Here is a 19,038-nt window from a genome sequence, read left to right on the forward strand (position 1 = left end):
GCCTACTCGGCAGCCACCGGCCCGGTCTTCTTGTGCGCGGAGATCGTGGCAGGCTTGATGTGCAGTGCGTTCAGCGCATCGCACTCCGACTTCAACTCGGCCGCGACCTGCTCGGGCGCAGCGTACAGCTCGACGATGTCGCGCTCGCCGACGCAGTGGCCGTCGAGGCGCACGTAGATGCGCTTGAAGTCCCCGCCGAGCGCCCTGGCCACATCGCGCAGGCATTCGGCGAGCGTGGAAAAGCCACCATCCTTGTAGGAACTCGGGGGTATCACGCCCTTGGAGCGCGGCGCCCGCACGGAATAGGCAAACGTGGCGCCCTCGCCCCGCAGCTCCACGACGGGCTGCAGGATGCGTGGCGCGTCCCCGGTGCTTTTCATGGGTGCAGTTTAAGTGCGTCGGGTGCGGGGTGGAACCTCAGCGGCTGGTCGGTCTCTTGCGGGCCGGCGCGGCTGCTGTGTGTTTGCCGCGGGCTTGTCGCGGCGGGTCAGCGAGAGAAACCGTCCGCGGCGCACGGCCTTGTCGCGGATGCCGGCCTTCGATGCCACAGAATGGCGCCCCTTCAAAACAAGAGGAGACGCGTTGAAAGCCTTCGAAGACCAGGTCGAGCGTTTGGTGGCACTCGGGTATCCGGCGATGCTCGGCTGCTCACCCGGCGAATTCCGCGCGCGCCTCGATGCATTGAGCGCCCATGTTCCCGCAGAGGCGCCAGCATTGGATGTGGAGCAGGGAACCGTCGGTTGCCTGCTGGTCGTGCACTGCGCGGCCGCGCCGGCGGACAAGACCTTGCCGCTCGTCGTGCGCAATGGCCACGCGGCCATCGAGCGGCTCTTTCCTCGCAAGCCCGATTTCTTCAGACCGATCCCGTCGCTGACGATGCCGTCAGGGCACGCCTATCTGCTGCGCGATGTCGACCGAGGCAACAGCTCGCTCAATGCGGTGCCCAAGGAAGCCGAGGCACGGATCGCGACCGAAGGCCGGACCCCGCTCACGCTCGAAGAAGGCATCGCATTGCTGACCCAGTACCCCGAGTTCCTGCAGCCCAACCGCTGCTTCATGATGCTGGGCTCGCGCGGCGACGACAAGCGCGTGCCGGCGCTCTGGCTCAGCGGCAAGCAGCCAAAGCTCGGTTGGTGCTGGGAAGGCAACCCGCATACATGGCTCGGCTTCGCTACGTGCGGTGGCCGGTCGCCGGGAGTCGCTGTTCTGACTGTTTCCGAATAGGAACCTTGAACCTCGGGATCACGGGCGAGGAGAACGTGGGCAAGAGCATCCCGATGCGCACGGTGATTCGCATCGAGAACGAGAACCGGCATGTGTTCGAGATCTACTTCACGCCGCCGGGCGGCAGCGAAGTGCTGGCGGACCGGATGGTGTTCACGCGCGTGCCGTGATCGAAGGGCGCGTCATCGTCTCCAGGGCATGCCTCAGCGCGCCCTCCTCCGCCTTGGTGAGCGCCTGCGCCACGCGATGGAACTCGGCCCGATAGCAAGGCAGCATCCACGCCGCCGTGTGCGCGTGCACGCCCTGGCCGCGCGCGATGTGCGCATGGCACGCAACGATGCTTCGATGAATTTCGAGCGCCTGCTCGACACGGGCAAAAGACTGAAAGGGCGCGGTATCCGTTGCGCCGCCGTGCGTTCCGACGATGTGCATTGCCGACTCCTCGTGGCGCACTCCGAGTGGCGCCGTGAGACGACTCTATTCACGCAGGCGGGCAGCGGGGAGTAACAACATCGTCGTGAATCCACCGACCGGAAGCCGGGCACACGCGGGCCCTCGCGCCGTTCCACAGGACCTGCTCTTCATCGAGCCTTGATGCGGCCGAGGGGTCGATGTCGAACGCGATCTGCAATGCCCGCGCCACATGCGCGTTCTCGATAGGGAGCTCCCAAGTGAGGAACACCTGCGTGACGTCGTGCCCCGTCGCGAAGTCGCCGGCATCGAAGCCGCTGCTGCCGCGCCGGATCACTGCGTGGGGCTGGCCGGTGTCGAAGAGCAGCACCGTGCCTCTGACGAGCGGAATGCGTTGGCCGGTGCCGGGAAAGTGAACGTCCAGGCCCTTGTCCTCGCTCACGAAGAGATTGCAGAAGGCCGCGGCGCCGTACTGCGCGCCGTCGTGGTGATATCGCGCGCCGCGGCAGGCCATGAGGGCGATGTCGCTTGCGGCAAGCGCTTCGGAGAGCCCGTGCGTGTGCGCCCAATCAGCTGCGGCCTGCACGCAGCGTTGGTAGTCGGGCCAGCGCGCACGCGCGCGCGCCAGGGGCAGCGGCTCGACGTCGCCGGGCTCCAACTGCAGCTGCGAGGCGATGTCGCGTTCCCAATCAACCACGAGGCGCGCGGGCGGCATGGGCACGTCGATCACGCCCGTGCGCACGATGCTGCTCACGCTGCGGCTGCGCAGGGCATCGCCGCTCCTGAAGCAGGAAGTGAGAAGACCTTGCGAGGGAGCGTGCTGACTTTCGGTTGTCATGAAGGTGCGGATCGGATGTGCGATGGATGCGGTTCGGCGTGCGGATTCGAGGTCCATTTTCTTATCTTCCCGGCGCCTCGCAATGCGTTCGCGAGTCACCCATCTATTGCGCATGACTTGGAATTACGCTGTTCTGCTGAACGGGATTTCACGCGTAGACGATGAATCTTCATGGCGAAGACACTGCGCATTCAGGGAGGACCAACTGCTTCACTCAATCAGGAGTCAACCGTGGATCCCAATCAAAAATTCACCATCCTCTCGTTCGTTGGCGGGGGCATTCGCGGCCTCATGTCGGCGACCGTTCTTCAACGCCTCGGGGACCAGACGAAGAAACTTCTGGACCAGACCACGATGCTTGCCGGCTGCTCGACCGGGTCGATCATCACCAGCGAGCTGCTGATGAAGACGACGCCGCAGGCACTCATCGATCTCTTCACAGGCGATGAGATCACGTTCTACAACAACATGAACCCCAAGCCCGACGCGCCGGCCTACCCCATCGACAAAGTGCTCGCTTCGCAGGGAGATCTGCAGAAGACGAACCTGGTCTCCGGTACGCCAAAGAACGTGTTGTTCGTGTCGTTCAATGTCGGGCGCATCGAGGCCGGCTCGGACGGCCGCGTGGTACCCAAGCCGTGGGACCCGATCATGTTCACCGACATGCTTGGCACCGATGCAGACAAGGCCAACGGCCTGGACGGCAACGGCAACACCCTGGTCGCCATAGCCGCATCGTCCAGCGGCGCAATGCCGGGGCAGCTCGGTTCGGTGGAAGGCAATGTGGACGGAGCCTTCTTCAACCACGACCCGACGCTCGCCGCGATCTGCCTGGCGGTGCACAACGGCGTGCCGCTGGAGAACATCGTGGCCATCACCATCGGCACCGGGCTCATGCCCGACTGGCTCGCCAGCGACACGACGAACTGGGGCGCCAAGCAGTGGATGAACGGCGACGCGAATCCGTTCGACAACACGCCGCCGTTCCTCATGAACCAGACGCAGCCGTCGCCGATTCTGGACATGTGCCTGAGCGGCACCTCGGCCAACATGATGCCCAGGCTGTGCAAGATGCTGCTGGGCGACCGCTACGTGAACATCAACCCGCGGCTGCCCTGCTTCATTCCCGAGAACTCAACCAATAAGCAGGCCACCGACTTGCTCCAATGGCACGGGAAGAACGGCGATCCGGAGAACGTCGAAAAAGCGATCGCGCTGATCAACAAGTACTGGCCGACCAGCAGCCCGCCCATCAAGCCGGTCGTCACGGGCCCGACGATTCCGGTGGTGCCGCCGAAGCCGCCGGTGACCGGACCAGACGGCACGCCGGGCCATGGCGCGTTCTTCTTCATCCAGCACAAGGAATCCAAGAAGGTGCTGGACATCGCCAACGCGAGCCCGTCCGCGGGCGCCCAGGTCATCCTCTACGGCAAGAAGCCCAATCCCGGCGACCAGGCGAACCAGAAATGGCAATTCGTTCCGGCCGTGGACGCGCCGGGCTGGTGGTACCTGCAGACGGCCATGTCGACCGAGATGGTGCTCACGCTCGGCGTCGGCCTCGCGAATGCCAACCCGCCGATCACCGTGCAGAAAAAGACGGACGAACTGCGGTCCCGCCAGCTCTGGAACCTGGTGTCGACCGAAGATCTCGGCTGGTGGTTCATCCAGTGCAAGGCGCAGACCGAGGAGGTGAAGTACACGAACCCGAACTCCTTCGTTCCCTGCGTGATCGGCGTCGGCAGCAACGGCGGTGCCGACCCGATCGCGGTAAGTACTTCACTGGACTACTTCGCGGACGGACCAATGTCCTGGGGCTTCCTGGAAATGCCTTACACGGGATGATGCGGGCGGGGGCGCGCGATCTCGGGCGCTCTCTAGCGGATCTCCAGCAACAGGTGCTCGGGGCTGAGCGTCGCAAGAAGGTCGCGCGCATCGAAGGCCTCGCCAGCGGTCAGCACGCCGGGTGCCTTGACCTGCCCGCCGACGACGCGGGCCAACGCCTCCACGACGAGCGGTGCGGTGAATGCATAGATGTCCCGCCCGCTCGCGATGGCCCTGCGCTCTTCGCTGCCGCGGCGCGCGATCACTTCGACCACGAAGGTCTGCGACGACCGGCCGCTCGCGTCGCTGGCCGTCGGCGCCTTCTGGCTCGGCTCGGTCAGGTCCTTGACGGCGGCGAGCGTCATGTACGAACGGATCTCAGGCACCTGGATGTGGCGCGAGATCGTCACCGTGTCAGCCATGGTGAATTGCGAGACGGCCTGCTGCCTGCCCACGGGCGCGGGGAATTCCCATTCGACGACCGGCGCGCTGCCCGTCGTGTACGCGATCTTTCCGTTTGCGAAGACGACGCGGCGGCCGTCGCGGCGCTGCCGGGAGACCTGGCCCGCAACCAGCGTGCCGGCGGTCGGCAGCCAGCTGTCGAGGCCGTAGGCGATGGAGATTTCGTCGGCCGATGTCCAGTCGCCCATCGCCGCGGTGGCGAGCAGGTCGCCCAGCCCGCCGTAGAACGCCATCGCGTGCACGACGACGACGCCGGCCCCGCGTGCGCGGTCGGCGTACAGCGCGAAGGTGTCGATGTTGGCTTCGACTTCGGCGGCGACATCGAGGTACGGAATGCGTGCGCGCAACGCTGCTTCGATCACCGGGCCCGCCGTGCTGGCGAAGGGGCCTGCGCAGTTGATGACCGCCGCTGCGCCCTGGAGTGCGCGGTCGAGCGATGCGGGTTCGTCGACCGATGCGGGTCTCGCTTCGAGGCCGGGGTAGTCGGTTGCCAGCGCGTCGAGCTTGCCGGCATCGCGCCCCGAGAGCACGGGCGTCCAGCCGCGCCTCTTCAGCTCCGCCACGACGAAGCGGCCGGTATGCCCATAGGCGCCATAGACGACCACCGATTGATTGTTGGATGCCACTGCGAATCTCCTCCAGTAGAGCCATCTGCCGCAAAACGCTACAGATCTGTACTCCCTTGATTCGAGCTTAGAGTACAGATCTGTAGCGTGTCAAGGTAAACTGCCGGCATGAACAAGCAACGCATGGTCGCGACCACCGAAGCAGTCGCCGGCGAACGCAGCCCCTCCGTCGCGCGGGCGCGCATTCTCGAAACAGCGGCGGCGCTGTTCTATCGGGAGGGTGTGAGGGCCGTCGGTGTCGACCTGGTGGTCGAGCGATCGGGCGTCGCGAAGACCAGCCTGTATCGGCACTTCACGACCAAGGACGATCTGGTCGTTGCGTTTCTCGAACAGGAAGACGCCGAGTACTGGCGCGATTGGGACGGCGTGGCCGAGAAGGCGAAAGGCGATGCGCTGGCGGAGTTGGAGGCGCACATCCGCTGGATCGCCAATCACATCCTCAAGCCGACCTACCGCGGCTGCCCGTTCCTCAACGTGGCCACGGAGTTTCCGGATGCAGGCCATCCTGCACGCGCCATCACCACGCGGCACAAGCTCGAATTGCACCGCCGTCTCGCCGCGCTAGCGAAGCAGGCGGGCATTCGCAAGCCCGCCGAGCTGGCGGACCAGCTGGGGCTGCTGTTCGATGGGGCCTACATGAACGGCCACCTGACAGGCAAGAAGGGGCCCGTGCGGTCGTTCGTTTCGGCCGGGATCGCGCTGCTGCGTCTTGCGCAGGAACAGAAATAGCGCGCGTTCTTTAACCCGCGTTCTTCAGCGACTGCTTGGCCTTCTCGGCCGAACTCTTCGAGCGATTCTTGTGATAGCCCGACTTGACGTTGTTCACCGCCTTGCCGACCGGGCCGCTCTTCTTGGCCTTGCTGTCGGCCTGCTTCTCGTCGATCTTGTGCTGCGCGGCATCGGTCGCCTCGGAGGCGGCCTTGCCGATCTGCGCACTGGCCGTGCCGGCCGCGAGCAGGGTGAGCGAAGTGGCGAGTGCGATCAGGGTCTTGTTCATCGGGTGTTCCTCCAAATGTTGAATCGGAGTCGATGGTTGCACCGCTCGCTGCAGCGGCGTGTCAGCGAGGGCCGCGCATGCACTGGGGGCCCGGCCCCACAAGCCCGTGGCGCGGCCGCTTTGCCTACCTGAGCGACTCCAGGTACGAATCCAAGGCCGCGCCCCACAGGCGCTGCACGGTGTAGGTGCCGTGGCCGTCCAGCCCCTTCGGTGGCGTGAGGACGTCGAACGTCCCTTTTCCGCCGGCTGCCTGGAATGCATTGAAGTTGCCCCGGCTGTGCGCAATGGGGTAGTACGGATCTGCCTCGCCGTACAGCCAGAGCGTCGGCTGCGGAAAGGCGGCCCCGCGTTTGAACAGTTCGCCATTCACCTTGACTGCATCCGGGCACCCCGCGCCGATCCAGCCGCCAACGAAGTTGATGACTCCCACCTCCTCCTGCGGATGAAGACCCGCGTAGGCCGTGGCGAGAATGCCGCCGCGCGACACGCCGCCGATCACGATGCGCTTGGCGTCCACATCGCTGCGTTGCCGGATGTGCGTCATGGCCACCTGCAGATCGGCCAGTGCGTGCTCGGCACCGGGCAGCGACAGCGAGGCCTGGCATGAATAGCGCGAGCGATCCGTCTCGAAGCCCTCGTCATACAGCCCTTCGGAGCGGCCCCGTCCCCGGCGCTGCGGATAGATGACCTGCCAGCCGCGTGCGACGAAGAACGCACTCACCTCGGGGCTGACCCAGGTCAGCTTGAACCACTCCGGGCGATTGCCCATGCCTGTCGAGCCATGGTTCATGACGAGCGTGGGAAAGGGCCCATCGCCTTCGGGGCGGTGGATGATCATCTCGAGCTTCACCGGCTTGCCGTTTTCCGTGAACGGCGTGTCCAGCCATTCGACGCGTCGCACATACGCAGGTGGGCGACGCGACAGCACGCCCGCGGACAGGAGCTGGGTTTCCGGCCGCCAGATGCCGAGCTCCATGTCGCCGTCCTTGCGCAGACGCAGCACCAGCTTGGCGCCGGTCTTGAGCGTGACCTGAAGTTCGTCGTTCTCGAAGCGGCCGGGGGCTTCGTCGACCACGGTCTGCAGCGGGCTGGCGCCCGCATAGGTCACGGTCGCGCCGGTGGTGGAAAGATCGCGGATGGCGATCTTGACGTCGCAGCCCGCCGTGCGGCACGACCATCCGCGCCAGATGCCGCTCCATTGCGCGACCTCGGCAGGGGCCGTGGCGTCCTGCGCCAACGCGGCCACCTCCGCTGGAAGTTCGGCCGCCACGGAGCTTTCGGAAACGGCACGCGGCAGATCGCCGATGTAGCTGGGCCATGGGGTCTGCGCCGATGCGGCCATGCAAACGCCGAGCAGAAACGCCCCGAAAAGACTTTGCTTCAAGAGAACTCCCTCCAATTTTCTGGTGATCGAAACACGCGCCTTCGCGTACCCCTACAACGATGCTATCCCGGCCTCCAGCGTGCCATCGCGCGCGACAACCCGCCCACCCGCCACCACGAGCTTGCGCACCGGCCGCGACACCACCGCATGCGCCACGGTCTGCGCATCGACCAGCACCAGGTCCGCGCGGTTGCCCGGCACGAGCCCATAGGCCTCGAAGCCGCAGCCGCCCGCGCCCGCGTGGGTGACGGTGTCGAGCGCCACTCCGACCTCGTCGTCGCGGCGCAGGTTGTAGCGCAGGCCGATGAGCATCGCGCGCTCCAGCATGTCGGGGTTGCCGTAGGGCGTCCACGCGTCGCGGATGCCGTCGTTGCCGCCGACCACCGTCACGCCCGCCTGCCGGCAGGCCATGAGCGGCGGCACGCTGCGGGACGGCGGCGCGCTGGTGACGAGCACCACGCCGAGCTTCGCCATGCGCACGAGCAGCGTCTCGCGCTCGCGTTCGGCCACGTCGCCGAGGCAGAAGCCGTGGCTGACGGCGACCTTGCCCTGCATGCCCAGCGCCTCGGTGCGCTGCAGGATGAGGTCGAGCGAGAACGCGCCCATGGCGCCCGGCTCGTGCAGGTGGATGTCGATGGGCCGCTGGTGCTTGTCGGCGATGCCGAAGAGCACATCGAGCGACTTCACCGGGTCGCCGTCGATGGCGCAAGGGTCGAGGCCGCCGAGCACGTCGGCGCCGAGCGCGAGCGACTGGTCGAGCAGCTCGGCGGTGCCGGGGCGACCCAGCAGGCCGGACTGCGGGAACGCGACGACCTGGATCTGCTGCAGCTCACGCAGCGCCTCGCGCGTGCGCAGCGTGCCTTCGAGATGGCGCAGGCCCGCCTGCGTGTCGACATCGACATGCGTGCGAAGCCGCGTGGTGCCCAGCGCGAGGAAGGCCTTGGCGAGCACCAGCGATTGCGCCGCTGCGCCGTGCCCGCTCGCGTGGCGGAAGGCGCGCTCGTTCTCGATCTTGTCGATGAGGTTGGTGCCGACTTCGTTGCGGTACCAGTCCATGCCCCACATGGTCTTGTCGAGGTGCGTGTGGCCTTCGACGAGGCCGGGGAGCAGCAAGGCGCCGCCGCCCTCTTCCACCGTTGCATCGGCGGGCGCGGAAAGCGCGGCGCCGATTTCCGAGATGCGGCCGTCGCGCACGAGCACGTCGACGGGGGGAGCGCCCATCGGGCGAACGTTGCGGATCAGGAGCGTGGGCATGGTTCTTTTTTGAAAAGCATCGGGCGGATTGTCGCGAGCAGCGTACCCAGATTCGGGCGCGTGGTCATCACCGCACACGATTCGTTCCAGGCCGAAGTGTTCGCGCCGCCCGCTCGCGATGATCGGCGCACCATGCACACGACCACCCTCGACACAGACGCCAGGACCCGCCCCAACCTCGCCTTCGAATGGGCGCTGCTCGCGGTGCTCGCGACCTGCTGGGGCGCCTCGTACACCTTCATCAAGATCGGCGTGCAGACGCTGCCGCCCGTCACACTGATCGCGGCGCGCACGCTGGTCGCCGGCCTGCTGCTGCTCGCGGTGCTGCGCATGCGTGGGGTGAAGCTGCCGACCGAACCCGCGATGTGGGGGCGCTTCGCGCTGCAGGCATGCCTGAACAGCGTGCTGCCGTTCACGCTCATCGCGTGGGCAGAGCGCAGCGTCGATGCCGGGCTCGCGACCATCCTCAACTCGACTTCGCCGATCTTCATCTTCCTGCTCGGCCTCTGCATGGGCGGCGCGGACAAGCCCACGCTGCGCCGGCTGTTCGGCGTGGGCGCGGGGTTGGCGGGCATCTGCCTCATCGTCGGCTTCGAGGCGCTGCACGGCCTCGGGCATTCGCTGCTCGCGCAGCTCGGGCTGGTGGCGGCCGCCGTCTGCTACGGCTGCGCCGCGATGTTCGGCCGCGTGTTCAAGGGGTTGGACCCGATGGTGCCGGCCGCGGGCTCGCTGCTGAGTGGCGCGGCGATGCTGCTGCCCGCGAGCATCGTGATCGACAGGCCGTGGACGCTCGCGCCCTCGGCTGCATCGGTGATGGCGGTGCTGGCGCTTGCGGTGGTTTCGACCGCTCTTGCCTTCACCATTTACTTCCGCCTCATCAAGACACTCGGGCCGATGTCGACTGCCGCGCAGGCGTACCTGCGCGTGCCCATCGGCGTGACGATCGGTGTGGTGTTTCTCGGCGAAGCGCTCTCGCCCACCGCGTGGATCGGGCTCGCTTGCATCGTGGCGGGCGTGGTCGCGATGACGATGCCGGCGCGCCGCGGCGCGCCAACGAGCTGAGGCCGCGTTCAAAACTTTTTCGCTCGGGACCTCATTTTTTACGCGGCTTTTAGACGCCCTCTCCTACGCTGCCGGCTCCTCCATCCGTTAGCGATTTCTTTCGATGAAACACCTGATCCGCATCGCCCTTCCGATGCTCCTTCTCCCCACCCTCACCGCCTTGCCGATGCTCGCGAGCGCACAGCTCGCGGGCAACGTCGCGCTCACCAGCAACTACAAGTTCCGCGGGCAAGACCAGGACATGCTGGGCCGCAACGACTACGCCAAGACCAGCGGCTTCAAGCCCGCCATCCAGGGCGGCCTGGACTACGCCTTCGGCGACAGCGGCTTCTATGTGGGCAACTGGAATTCGAGCGTCAACTGGCTCAAGGGCAACAGCCTGGAGAGCGATGTCTACGGCGGCTACAAGTTCAAGGCCGGCCCGCTCGACATGGACGTGGGTGCGCTCACCTACATCTACCCCGGCAATTCCTCAGGCAACACGACCGAGCTGTACGGCAGCGCCGGCTACACGAACGAAGCGATCGGCTCCTTCACGCTGAAGTACTCGCACACGGTGTCGAAGGACTACTTCGGCTATGCGGGCAACAAGGCCGGCTCGGGCCTGAAGGGCACCAACACCGGCTACCTGAACCTGGCCTACAGCAAGGAGATCGCGCCCAAGCTCACGCTGAAAGCAGCGGTGGGCTACACGAGCATGTCGAGCGACATCCGCAGCCTGGGCTACAGGAACTACGTCGACTACAACGTGGGCGCCTCGTATGACTTCGGCAACGGCCTCTCGCTGGCCGGCTCGGTGCAGGGCGCGAACAAGAAGAGTGCGTACACGGCAGTGAGCAACCCCGGCGTGGACTTCGGCTTCGGCACCTTCGGGCGGACAACTTACTCACCGAACAAGGCGCGCTTCATCGTCACGCTGACGAAGACGCTGTAGTTCTCAAGGTCAGAGCACCCGTTGATCGCTGCACACCGACAGCGTGCCCACGTGCGCAGGGCGTCGGGTGCTCCCCGCAGCGAAATCAAGGAGGAGCCGAAGGCGGGGGACATTCGCGGAGGGGAGTACCCGGCGGCCTGCGCACGCGCCCTGAACGCAGCCCGCACCCATCAGTCAATGCTGATGTTCGCAGCCTTCGCCACCTCCGCCCACTTCACGCGGTTCTCATGCACCGTCTTCTTGAACTGCGCAGGCGACTCGATGCGGATGGTGTTCCCCTGCGCCTCGAACTTCTCGCGGATCTCGGGCTGCTCCAGCACCGCCTTCACCGCGGCATTGAGCTTGTCCACGATCTGCGGGTCCGTGCCCTTGGGCGCGAAGATGCCGAACCAGATCGAGCTGTCGAAACCCTTGGTGCCCGGCACGCCGCTGGAGGCGATGGTCGGCACTTCCTTCACCGCCGCCACCGGCTTGGCCGTGGTCACGCCCAGCAGTCGCACCTTGCCCGCCTTGTAGTGCGGCAGCACCGTCTGCACCTGGTTCATGATGCAGCAGGTCTCGCCACGCACCACCGAGGTGATGGCCTCGGGGCCGCCCTTGTAGGGCACATGCACCATGTTCAGCCCGAGGCGTGAATTGAATTCGGCAAACGCCATGTGCGTGCCCGCGCCGTTGCCCGTGGAGGCATAGTTGTATTTGCCGGGGTTGGCCTTGACGAGATCGACGAACTCCTTCAGCGTCTTCACGTCGATCACGCTCGAATTGATGGTGAGCACGTTCGATACGTCGAGCACCGGCGCCACCGGCACGAAGTCGGTCTCCACGTCGAAGGGCAACTTCTTGTAGAGCGCGGCATTGCTGCCATGCGTGGCGGCGGTGCCGAACGAGAGCGTGTAGCCATCGGGCTTCGAATGCGCCACGTATTCGCTGGCGATGTTGCCGGCGGCGCCCGAGCGGTAATCGATGATGACCGGGCGGCCCAACTGCTTCGCGAGCGGCTCCTGGATGGTGCGGGCGACCACGTCGACGCCCGAGCCTGCGGGAAAGCCCATGATCAGCGTGACGGGCTGCTGCGGCCAGTCGTGCTGGGCAAAGGCGGCCGGCGTTGCGGCAGCGCACAAGGCCGTGGCCAGGAGCAGCGAACGGCGTGAGAACAGGGAGAAGAGAGAGGACGGAGAATGGGCCATGACTGTCTTTCTGCGAGGCGGGCGGTGCAGAGGGTGCAAAAGTGGATTGTGGCGCGCGGCTCATGCCCGTTTCTCCATGAGCTTATGCACCGCGCCACACGCGCATCGCACCCGCTCCCCATAATCACCCCATGGTCCGCTTCTCCCAATTGATCCACCCCGCACGCGAGCCCGCGCCCGTGCGCGCCGCCGCCACCGTGCTGCTGCTGCGCGACACGCCCGCCGGCATCGAGGTGCTGATGACCCGCCGCTCGGCCACTGCAAGCTTTGCGCCCGGTGCCTACGTTTTCCCCGGCGGCCACATCGACGCGGCCGACGAAGCCGCCAAGCGCATCGCCACCCGCCGCGCCACCCAGAGCCGCGCCCAACGCACCCAGGCCATCGCGGCGATCCGCGAGGCTTTCGAGGAACTGGGCGTGCTGCTCGCACACCACGCCGACGGCCGCCCGGTGAGCGCTGAAGACATCGCCTCGATGGACCGCAACGCCACCGCGGGCACCGGCTTCGCCGACCAATGCGCGGCGCGCGGGCTGGTGCTGGCGTCCGACCAGGTGTTCACTTTCGCGCACTGGATCACCGACCGCGACCTGCCCAAGCGCTTCGACGTGCCCTTTCTCGTGGCACGCATGCCAGAAGGCCAGGAGCCCACGGCCGACGAGAGCGAGCAGTTCGAGCCCAGCTGGGTGCACCCCGCCGATGCGCTCGCGCGCCATGCGGCGGGCAACTTCTTCATGATCTTCCCGACCGTGCGCACACTGCAGCGCATGGCGGCCTATGCAACGGTCGATGCGGTGCTCGCGGCCTGCGCGCCCAACGGCAATGGCGAGGCGCCGCTCTGGACCAGCTGCCCGCGCGCGGGCTTCCTCAAGGGCGAGGACGTGCGCTACATGGAAAGCGATTCACCCTACGGCGAGCTCGCACTGGTCTGCCCCGACGGCCAGCTCGTGCACGCGCTCGACTGGCAGAGCAAGCAGCCGGTGGCGCTTTTGAAGAACGTGCAGCGTCTCACCGCGCCCAACCCGAGCGCCATGACCGGCCCGGGCACCAACACCTACATCGTGGGCGATGCGGCCACCGGCTACCTGGTGATCGACCCGGGCCCGAACGACTTCGACCACATCGGCCGCCTCTGGCGCCTCACGCACGGCGACATCCGCATGATCGTCTGCACGCACTCGCATGCCGACCATTCGCCCGGTGCCGCGCCGCTGCAGGCGCTGTGCAAGGCAAGCAAACCGCCGATTCTCGGCCTGCCCTCGGCACCGACCGCGCGCGCCACGGCGCGCTTCACGCCCGAGCGCTCGCTGATCAACGGCGAGCGCCTCACGCTCTCTGGCACCACCGCCGAGGGCGAGCCCATCAGCCACACGCTCCGCGTGATCCACACGCCCGGCCACGCGGCCAACCACCTGTGCCTGGTGCTCGAGGAAGACGGCCTGCTGTTCTCGGGCGACCACATCCTGAACGGCAGCACGACGGTGATCGACCCGCCCGATGGCGACATGACGGCCTACCTGGATTCGCTCGACACGCTGGATGAGGCGTGCGCCGCGGGCCTGGTGGAATTCATCCTGCCGGCCCACGGCTACGTGATCGGCTTTGCGCGCAGCGCCATCGCGCAGCTGAAGGCGCACCGCCTCAAGCGCGAGGCCAAGGTCGCCGCGGCCATGCACAAGCTGCCCGAAGGCACGCCCGAGCAATGGCTGCCGATCGCCTACGACGATGTGCCCGAACGCATGTGGCCGGTGGCCGCGCGTTCGTTGGCCGCGCATGTGGCGCGCATCCAGCAACTGCAGCAACAACCACAACAACAGGCAGGCGCCCGATGAAGAACAACGCTCCCGAAGACGAAGGCATCCGCCTCGCCAAGCGCGTGGCGGCCCTCGCCGGCGTGTCGCGGCGCGAGGCCGAACTGCTGATCGAGAACGGCGCAGTGCGCGTCGATGGCGTGCCCGCACTGCTGCCGCAGTCGCGCGTGCAGGCACACCAGCAGGTCGAGATCGCGGCTGGCGCCAAGCCCGAGCCGGTGGTGCCCGTGACGATGCTGCTGTACAAGCCGGCCGGCATGCCGACCGACAACGCCTTCAAGCTGCTGGTGGCCGCGAACCACCACGAGCCCGAGCGCGCCGGCCAGAAATTCCTGCCCGCGCACGTGAAGGGACAGCACTGCATGACACCACTGGAGACCGGCGCCAGCGGCCTCGTGGCCTATACGCAGGAGTTCCGCATCGAGCGAAAGCTGCAGGAAGACGCGGGCATCCTCGAGCACGAGGTGATGGTCGACGTGGCCGGCACGGTGAGCCCCGAGGTGCTCGTGCGCTTCGAGCGCTCGCCCGCGCGCGTGAGCATCGGCCGCCAGGCCGAGGACGGCAAGCAGACCGGCCTGCGCTTCGCGCTCAAGGGTGCGCGGCCCGGGCAGATCGCGCACCTGTGCGACCAGATGGGCCTGACCATCGTGGCCATGCGGCGCATCCGCATCGGGCGCGTGCCGCTCGCGGGGTTGCAGCCCGGCCAGTGGCGCTACCTGGCGCCGCACGAACGTTTTTGACCGAAGAGAAAGAGAAAAACGACGCGCCGCCTGCCTTGTGCTTGCGGCTTGAAATTTTCAGCAAGCGGCCTGGCGCCGCCGACGGGGAGACCAAGCCATGAAATTCAGAAGAACCAAAACCAGAACCACGGCCGCCGCACTGGCCTCCATCGTGCCCGTGGCACTGCTTGCGGGCTGCAGTTTCTTCGCCTCGCTGCAGCCGGCGCCCGGGCCCGCCGCATCGGCCGCGCCCCCACCCGCCCCTCCAACCGAAGTGGTGTCCAAGGACGGACTCGCACCGATCACCGGCGCGCAGGTAGAGCGCATCCGTGAAGCTATCGGCAGCAAGACGCCCAGCCCGAGCGTGGCCAAGGTGGTTCGCGGCGCCGCGCCGACCATCGAGTCCTTCGTGCGGACCGAAGGCTGCATCACCGAGCGCAACGGCGCCGTGCTCAACCCCTTCGCGGCGCCGGGGCGGCTGTTCGACGGCACCGGCTTCCAGGGCGGCCCGATGGCGCAGATGCAGTACCACGACAAGACGGCCTGCGTGACCGTCAAGCGCATCCAGAAATGGAAGATGGTGTCGCCGAAGCTGTTGCGCTTCGAGGTGGTCTACGTGGGCGACGACGGCGAGGAGCACTCGATCCGTCGCCACGAGCTGATGCGCCAGCCCAAGGGCGGCTGGCTGTTCACGCGCTGAGCGTTCAGGCCGCGCCTGTGCGCTTCTGGCTGCGCAGCGCGATCCCGAACGACAGCTGCGCCACGATGCCCGCCCCGGCCAGCACGATGGCCGCGGCCAGTGCCGGATTCTGGTGGCCCATGCCGGCCAACGCCGTGCACAGCGCGCCCACCGCCATCTGCGTGGACCCATAAAGGCCCGAGGCCGATCCGATGACCTGCGGGTTGACGCTGATCGCCTGCGTCAGCGCCGCCGGCGAAGCCATGCCCGCGCCGACGGTGAAAAGGAACATGGTGCCCACCGCCAGCGCCACCGACAGGTGCCCCGTCAGCACCCCGCCCAGCAGCACAAAGGCTGCGAGCACGCTGAGCGCGTTCGAGCGGATCATGAGGCGGTCGACGCGCACACGCTGGATCAGGTGGCTCGTGAGAAAGCTGCCGAGCCACACGCCCGACACCAGGATCGCGAGGTAGATGCCCGCCTCGTGCGCCGGGCGGTGCAGCTGATCCACGAAGATGAACGGCGCGGAGGCGATGAAGGCGTACATCGAGGTGGTCGCGCAGCCGCCGCCGATCGAGAAGCCGAGGAACGCGGGCGAGCGCAGCAGTTCGCCGTAGTTGCGCGCGAGCGCAGACGCATCGAGCCGCGCGCCCGGCGTGCCGGTCTCGGGCAGCAGGCGCCAGGTGAAGAGCAGGCCGACGATGCCGAGCGTGAAGAGCGCATAGAAGATCGAGCGCCATCCGAGCGCGGTGGCAAGCGCGCCGCCGACCAGCGGCGCGATGCTCGGGCCGACCGTGACCATCAGATTCATCAGCGCGAGGCGGCGCGTGGCCTCTTGCGGCCCGGCCGTGTCGCGCACGATGCTGCGGCCCAGCACGAGGCCGGCGCAGCCGCCGATGGCCTGGAACAGCCGCGCCGTGATGAGCGCGTGCACATCGGGCGCGAGCGCGGCGACGAGCCCCGCCGCCGAGTAGAGCCCGAGCCCGAACAGCAGCACGGGGCGCCGGCCGAAGCGGTCGGCCATCGGCCCGTACAGCAGCTGCCCCACGGCAAGACCGAAGATGTAGAGGCTCACCGTCATCTGCATCGCGCCCATGCCGGCGCCGAGATTTTTCGCGGCAATCGGCAAGGCGGGCACGAAGATGTGCATCGCCAGCGTGCCGCTGAAGGTGACCAGCGCGAGCAGCCACAGCGGCGCGTGCGGGCGTTGCGACGGCGTTTCCGTGGAGGTCATTGCTTCACGGTCGCTGCCGAGTTCCTGTCGAGCGCAACGGCGCTGGATTCATCCGGCTCCCAGCCGCCGCCGAGCGCCATGAACAGCACCACCTGGTCGTCGGCCAGCTGCGCTTCGCTGGCCGCCAGGGCCGCATCGCTCGCCGCGAGCGAGCGCTCGGCATCGAGTGCGTCGAGGTAGGCGGTGCGGCCGTTCCGGTAGAGCTGTCGGGCCTGCGCCGCGACCTTCGCGCTCTCGTCGCGCGAAGCCTGCAACGCGGCGCGGCGGTCGAGTTCGCGGGCGTAGGTGCCGAGCGCGGTTTCGGTTTCGCGCAGCGCGGTGAGCACGCTGCCGTCGAACTTGGCGAGCGCGCCGCGCGTGCCGGCCTCGGCCTCGGCGATGCGGGCCTGCGCGATGCCGGTGTTGGGAATGGTCCAGGAGATCAGCGGGCCCATGCTCCAGCTCATCGTGTCCTTGCGGCCGAAGTCGGCGGCCGGACCAGCCGACGAAGCCGACAGGCCGAGCGTGACCTTCGGATAGAGATCGGCCGTGGCCACGCCGATGCGTGCGGTCGATGCGGCGAGGCTGCGCTCGGCCTGGCGGATGTCGGGGCGGCGGCGCAGCAGGGCCGCGCCATCGCCCACGGGCAGCGTGCCTGCCACGCGCGGGGGCACGGTGCAGTCGGCCACCTCGCGCGGAAAGTCCTGCGGCAATGCGCCGGTCAGCGTGGCGAGGCGGTAGAGCGCGCCCTGGCGCCCGGCCTTCAACGGCGGCAGCGCGGCGTTCAGCTGCTCGAGCTGCGCACGCGCGCGGCCGGTGTCGATGACGCCTGCGCGGCCTGCGCGCTGCAGGCGGTCGGTGACGTTCACCGCGTCTTGCTGCAGCGCAACGGACTTCTCTGCGATCCGCAGGCGCAGGCCCGTCGAGCAGGCCTCGGCGTAGGCGCGCGCGGTACCGGCCGCGACGTTCACACGCACGAGGTCGAGCGCGGCGGCGGCGGCTTCGGTGCTGGCGCCGGCCGCTTCGATGCTGCGGCGGATCTGGCCGAACAGGTCGACCTGGTACGACAGCGATGCGCCCGCGCTGTAGTTGAAGCGGCTCGGCGGCTCGTAGCCCTTCTGCAGCAGCGAGAGGCCCGACACGTGGCCGAACGACGGGCCGCCGCTCACGCCCAGCGTAGGGCGCTCGGCGCCGGCCACTTCGGACTCGATGGCGCGTTCGCGTTCGAGGTTCGCGACGGCCTGGCGCAGGTCGGTGTTGTGCGCGAGGGCCTGCGTGACGAGCTTGTCGAGCAGCGGGTCGTGGTACAGGCGCCACCAGTGCGGGGGCAGCGGCGCGGCATTCGCGGGCGCTTCGGCAAAGGGCTTTGCGGCGGCTGGCTGGCTGGCGAGCGCATCGGCGGGTTGCTTGTAGTCGGGGCCGACCGCTGCGCACGCGGCGAGCCCGGCGACCACCGCCAACGAGGCCATGCGAAAAGCGAAGCGAGTCATGGCGTCATCCCTTCTTCGGAGCGGCCGCGCCGTGCTCCAGCACCTGCACGGTCACGGTCTGGCCCGCCACGAGCCGCGCGCCTTCGGGCAGCGGATCGAGTTTCACGCGCACCGGAATGCGCTGCGCGAGCCGCACCCAGTTGAAGGTCGGGTTCACGCTCGGCAGCAAGTTGGCGCTGGTGGAGCGGTCGCGGTCGGCGATGCCGGCGGCCACGCTGTCGACTGCACCTTCGAGCACCGCGCCGCCGCCCATCGGCGTGACGCGCACGCGGTCGCCCAGGTGGATGCGCGGCAGTTTCGTTTCCTCGAAATAGCCTTCGACGTAGAACGACTGCGCGTCGACCAGCGCGAGCACCGGCCGGCCGGCTGCGGCGTAGCTGCCCTGGCGCAGGTCGAGGTTGGTGACCAGACCATCGGCTGGCGCGCGCACCTGGGCACGCTGCAGGTTGAGGCGCGCGGAATCGAGCGCCACTTCGGCCTGCGCGACGGCGGCCCGCATCTGCTCGACGCGCGAGCGGGTCTGTTCGCGCGCTTCCTTGGAGACGAGTTCGTCCAGGCCTGTGTTGCGCGCGTTCTCGCGCTGCACCTGCGCACTCGCGGCGCGCTGCGCGGAGAGCGCGGCCTGGGCCTGGCGCACGGCCAGGTCGTAGCGCGCGCGGTCCACCTCGAAGAGCAGCGTGCCGGCGGCGACCGATTGGTTGTCCTGGATCGGCACGGCCGTGACGAGGCCCGACACGTCGGGCGCGATCTGGACCACGTTGGCGCGCACGCGGCCGTCGCGCGTCCATGGCGCGAGCTCGTAGTGATCCCAGAGCCGGAAGCCGGCCCAGACGGCCGCGGCCACCACGGCCACGGTGAGGAGGACGCGCAGCAGGCGCTGTATCCGGGAGTTGTCTGAAGAAGAACTGGCTGTCATGGGAATCTCTTCG

Annotated in this window: 20 protein-coding genes; 9 read left to right on the plus strand and 11 right to left on the minus strand. The window is 67.7% G+C overall.

Going from position 1 to position 19,038, the window contains the following annotated elements; all coding sequences use genetic code 11:
• Positions 1 to 2 precede the first annotated feature (2 nt).
• Positions 3 to 380 carry a hypothetical protein gene (locus ACSFA7_RS29775; RefSeq protein ID WP_435502674.1) on the minus strand — a complete coding sequence of 126 codons (378 nt, stop codon included), beginning with the start codon at positions 378 to 380 and terminating at the stop codon, positions 3 to 5.
• A gap of 148 nt (positions 381 to 528) precedes the next feature.
• Between ACSFA7_RS29775 and ACSFA7_RS29780 the strand changes: the two genes are divergently transcribed.
• Complete coding sequence (locus tag ACSFA7_RS29780; RefSeq protein ID WP_435502675.1) at positions 529 to 1,224, plus strand: DUF5701 family protein; 696 nt, start codon at positions 529 to 531, stop codon at positions 1,222 to 1,224.
• 5 nt (positions 1,225 to 1,229) lie between these two features.
• The gene (locus ACSFA7_RS29785) at positions 1,230 to 1,394 is read left to right on the plus strand and encodes a hypothetical protein (protein ID WP_435502676.1); all 165 of its coding nucleotides are present in this window, start codon (positions 1,230 to 1,232) and stop codon (positions 1,392 to 1,394) included.
• On the opposite strand, the gene ACSFA7_RS29790 is transcribed toward ACSFA7_RS29785, so the two are convergent.
• Together ACSFA7_RS29790 and ACSFA7_RS29795 are read right to left on the minus strand one after the other, a co-directional pair.
• On the minus strand, positions 1,378 to 1,656 hold the full coding sequence (locus ACSFA7_RS29790) for a hypothetical protein (protein WP_435502677.1): 279 nt from the start codon (positions 1,654 to 1,656) through the stop codon (positions 1,378 to 1,380). The two genes, ACSFA7_RS29785 and ACSFA7_RS29790, sit on opposite strands and share 17 nt — an antisense overlap.
• 49 nt (positions 1,657 to 1,705) lie before the next feature.
• On the minus strand, positions 1,706 to 2,473 hold the full coding sequence (locus ACSFA7_RS29795) for a hypothetical protein (RefSeq protein WP_435502678.1): 768 nt from the start codon (positions 2,471 to 2,473) through the stop codon (positions 1,706 to 1,708).
• 231 nt (positions 2,474 to 2,704) lie between these two features.
• Here ACSFA7_RS29795 and ACSFA7_RS29800 point away from each other — a divergent pair, with 231 nt between their 5' ends.
• Complete coding sequence (locus ACSFA7_RS29800) at positions 2,705 to 4,315, plus strand: patatin-like phospholipase family protein (RefSeq protein WP_435502679.1); 1,611 nt, start codon at positions 2,705 to 2,707, stop codon at positions 4,313 to 4,315.
• A gap of 32 nt (positions 4,316 to 4,347) precedes the next feature.
• Here ACSFA7_RS29800 and ACSFA7_RS29805 read toward each other — a convergent pair whose 3' ends face one another.
• Positions 4,348 to 5,382 carry a saccharopine dehydrogenase family protein gene (locus tag ACSFA7_RS29805; protein WP_435502680.1) on the minus strand — a complete coding sequence of 345 codons (1,035 nt, stop codon included), beginning with the start codon at positions 5,380 to 5,382 and terminating at the stop codon, positions 4,348 to 4,350.
• Between the two features lie 123 nt (positions 5,383 to 5,505).
• Between ACSFA7_RS29805 and ACSFA7_RS29810 the strand changes: the two genes are divergently transcribed.
• Positions 5,506 to 6,111 carry a TetR/AcrR family transcriptional regulator gene (locus tag ACSFA7_RS29810; RefSeq protein ID WP_435502681.1) on the plus strand — a complete coding sequence of 202 codons (606 nt, stop codon included), beginning with the start codon at positions 5,506 to 5,508 and terminating at the stop codon, positions 6,109 to 6,111.
• Between the two features lie 10 nt (positions 6,112 to 6,121).
• Here ACSFA7_RS29810 and ACSFA7_RS29815 read toward each other — a convergent pair whose 3' ends face one another.
• The 3 genes from ACSFA7_RS29815 to ACSFA7_RS29825 form a co-directional block, all read right to left on the minus strand.
• Positions 6,122 to 6,379: a hypothetical protein gene (locus ACSFA7_RS29815; RefSeq protein ID WP_435502682.1), complete on the minus strand. Its 258-nt coding sequence runs from the start codon at positions 6,377 to 6,379 to the stop codon at positions 6,122 to 6,124.
• Positions 6,380 to 6,503: 124 nt separating this feature from the next.
• Positions 6,504 to 7,763, minus strand: coding sequence for an alpha/beta hydrolase family protein (locus ACSFA7_RS29820; RefSeq protein WP_435502683.1), 1,260 nt, complete (start codon positions 7,761 to 7,763; stop codon positions 6,504 to 6,506).
• A gap of 51 nt (positions 7,764 to 7,814) precedes the next feature.
• Entirely contained in the window at positions 7,815 to 9,017 is a 1,203-nt protein-coding gene (locus ACSFA7_RS29825) for an amidohydrolase family protein (RefSeq protein ID WP_435502684.1), read from the minus strand.
• A gap of 132 nt (positions 9,018 to 9,149) precedes the next feature.
• Here ACSFA7_RS29825 and ACSFA7_RS29830 point away from each other — a divergent pair, with 132 nt between their 5' ends.
• Together ACSFA7_RS29830 and ACSFA7_RS29835 are read left to right on the plus strand one after the other, a co-directional pair.
• Positions 9,150 to 10,079, plus strand: coding sequence for a DMT family transporter (locus ACSFA7_RS29830; RefSeq protein WP_435502685.1), 930 nt, complete (start codon positions 9,150 to 9,152; stop codon positions 10,077 to 10,079).
• 103 nt (positions 10,080 to 10,182) lie between these two features.
• Positions 10,183 to 11,013, plus strand: coding sequence for a TorF family putative porin (locus ACSFA7_RS29835; RefSeq protein WP_435502686.1), 831 nt, complete (start codon positions 10,183 to 10,185; stop codon positions 11,011 to 11,013).
• Between the two features lie 170 nt (positions 11,014 to 11,183).
• On the opposite strand, the gene ACSFA7_RS29840 is transcribed toward ACSFA7_RS29835, so the two are convergent.
• Positions 11,184 to 12,200 carry a Bug family tripartite tricarboxylate transporter substrate binding protein gene (locus ACSFA7_RS29840; RefSeq protein ID WP_435502687.1) on the minus strand — a complete coding sequence of 339 codons (1,017 nt, stop codon included), beginning with the start codon at positions 12,198 to 12,200 and terminating at the stop codon, positions 11,184 to 11,186.
• A 131-nt stretch (positions 12,201 to 12,331) separates the two neighbouring features.
• On the opposite strand from ACSFA7_RS29840, the gene ACSFA7_RS29845 reads away from it, so the two are divergent.
• The 3 genes from ACSFA7_RS29845 (at position 12,332) to ACSFA7_RS29855 (ending at position 15,427) form a co-directional block, all read left to right on the plus strand.
• Positions 12,332 to 14,029 (plus strand): MBL fold metallo-hydrolase, encoded by a 1,698-nt coding sequence (locus ACSFA7_RS29845; protein ID WP_435502688.1) that lies wholly within the window; start codon positions 12,332 to 12,334, stop codon positions 14,027 to 14,029.
• Positions 14,026 to 14,748 (plus strand): RNA pseudouridine synthase, encoded by a 723-nt coding sequence (locus tag ACSFA7_RS29850; RefSeq protein WP_435502689.1) that lies wholly within the window; start codon positions 14,026 to 14,028, stop codon positions 14,746 to 14,748. The genes ACSFA7_RS29845 and ACSFA7_RS29850 overlap by 4 nt, the downstream gene beginning before the upstream one ends.
• Positions 14,749 to 14,845: 97 nt before the next feature.
• Entirely contained in the window at positions 14,846 to 15,427 is a 582-nt protein-coding gene (locus ACSFA7_RS29855; RefSeq protein ID WP_435502690.1) for a hypothetical protein, read from the plus strand.
• Positions 15,428 to 15,431: 4 nt separating this feature from the next.
• On the opposite strand, the gene ACSFA7_RS29860 is transcribed toward ACSFA7_RS29855, so the two are convergent.
• The 3 genes from ACSFA7_RS29860 to ACSFA7_RS29870 are packed head-to-tail and all read right to left on the minus strand — an operon-like array spanning position 15,432 to position 19,025.
• On the minus strand, positions 15,432 to 16,640 hold the full coding sequence (locus ACSFA7_RS29860; RefSeq protein WP_435502691.1) for a multidrug effflux MFS transporter: 1,209 nt from the start codon (positions 16,638 to 16,640) through the stop codon (positions 15,432 to 15,434).
• The gene (locus ACSFA7_RS29865; RefSeq protein WP_435502692.1) at positions 16,637 to 18,109 is read right to left on the minus strand and encodes an efflux transporter outer membrane subunit; all 1,473 of its coding nucleotides are present in this window, start codon (positions 18,107 to 18,109) and stop codon (positions 16,637 to 16,639) included. The genes ACSFA7_RS29860 and ACSFA7_RS29865 overlap by 4 nt, the downstream gene beginning before the upstream one ends.
• Before the next feature lie 4 nt (positions 18,110 to 18,113).
• Entirely contained in the window at positions 18,114 to 19,025 is a 912-nt protein-coding gene (locus ACSFA7_RS29870) for an efflux RND transporter periplasmic adaptor subunit (protein ID WP_435502693.1), read from the minus strand.
• Positions 19,026 to 19,038 lie beyond the last annotated feature (13 nt).

The organism is Variovorax trehalosi, from assembly GCF_051216415.1.
In the GTDB taxonomy this organism is placed as follows: domain Bacteria; phylum Pseudomonadota; class Gammaproteobacteria; order Burkholderiales; family Burkholderiaceae_C; genus Variovorax.